Source organism: Borrelia crocidurae (assembly GCF_000825665.2).
Taxonomy (GTDB): domain Bacteria; phylum Spirochaetota; class Spirochaetia; order Borreliales; family Borreliaceae; genus Borrelia; species Borrelia duttonii.
Genome location: NZ_LN609267.1, coordinates 746399 through 748011, shown reverse-complemented (window position 1 = coordinate 748011; position 1613 = coordinate 746399). Strand labels below are relative to the sequence as shown.

1 protein-coding gene and 1 pseudogene are annotated in these 1613 nt (G+C 25.2%); one reads left to right on the top strand and one right to left on the bottom strand.

The genetic code is table 11. The annotated features are described in order from the left end of the window. On the bottom strand, positions 1-847 hold an 847-nt coding region (locus tag BN1173_RS04670), incomplete at its 3' end, for a DUF5312 family protein (protein WP_040236683.1). Between the two features lie 123 nt (positions 848-970). On the opposite strand from BN1173_RS04670, the pseudogene BN1173_RS03610 reads away from it, so the two are divergent. Further along, a pseudogene (locus tag BN1173_RS03610) lies at positions 971-1613 on the top strand (CCA tRNA nucleotidyltransferase); the annotation flags it as partial.

The window sequence follows — 1613 nt, the reverse complement described above, 5'->3', positions numbered from 1 at the left end:
TTACAATATCTCTCAACGTATGCACAATCTCACAAAAACATTTAAAATATTTATCAACACTCTCAAAGCTAGTACTAATTGTCCCATCAAGATCAGCAATATCAAAATTATCCTTATCATCTAAAAGTTCAATATCAAAGAAAGAAAAAAAAGATTTATAAGGAAAAAATGCAACACTATTTAAAATATAAAAAAATTCAAACATCTCTTCTACAACCACATAAATTTGCGAAGGTATTGAACTAATATAATTATTAATCTTTATCTTAATAATCTCGTCTAACTCTTTTTGACTCTTATCTTTTTTTACAAATTGCTCATATTCTTCAGGTTCTAAAAAATCTTCCATCTTGCTTTTAGAGTTAGGTATTTTACCTTGAATAATCTCAAACATCGCCTGTTCCACAATATTATCTGACTCTAACATCCTAAAATATCCTTTAAGTTTTATCAAATGACAATAAAACTCAAAAAACATTTCTACAAAACCTACCCGTAAATAACCTTTTCTAAAATCTATCACAGAATTCTTGTACATATTATTCACACGCCTTTCTAAGTTTTTAAGAAGATATATTTTATAAACATCTTCTTTGGTTCGATCTCTCTGAAAAAAACTTAAAATATATATCCATATCCTTATCCAAAAAGATTCTTCCATAAATTTTTTAGAGAGAAAATCATCAACCTGAACAGCAGAATCTGAATCTAAATAATTAGAACTATTTAAAGATAATACCGAAGAATTTAAACTTAAATTTTTTTTAATTTCTCTTATCAATTTAGCCCTTGAATCTCTTGAAAGCTTATCAATAGAATCATATACACTAACATTACTCTTGTCCATAAAACCCCATTTATAAATATTTAATATAAATCGAACAAATATTATTTTATGATATTTAAGNNNNAACTAAAACCTTATCTTAACCTTAGAAAAAATAGTATTTCAACTATAATATATTTCTATATGAATCTAGGTAATAACACTAAAGATATAATAAAAATTAGTCAAATCTTTAATAACCATAACTATGAACTTTTCCTAGTAGGAGGCGCATTAAGAGACTTACTTCTTAAAAAGATACCTTATGATTTTGATTTTACAACAAATGCAACTCCAAAAGAAATAATGAAATTATTTCCAACAAATATACAAACAGGAATAAAATATTTTTCTACGTATCATTTTTAATAAAAAAATTTTTGAAATCACAACTTATAGAATAGACATAGATTATGAAAACAAACGCTCTCCTAAACAAATAAAATTTACAAAAAATTTAAAGGAAGACTTAAAAAGACGGGACTTCACAATAAATGCAATCGCAATGCATACACTTAACTTCGAAATAATAGATTACTACAACGGACAACAAGATCTTAATAAAAAAATAATAAAATGCATAGGAAATCCAAATAAACGATTTGAAGAAGATGCTCTTAGAATTCTTAGAGCTGCAAGATTTGCATCCACACTGAATTTTACAATTGATAAGAATACATTAATTCTACATGAAATACTAAAAAAACAATATTTTATTTCTATCAAAAGAAAGAATCAATAATGAATTTATCAAACTTTTAGAGGGAGAAAATCCAACAAAGGGAAT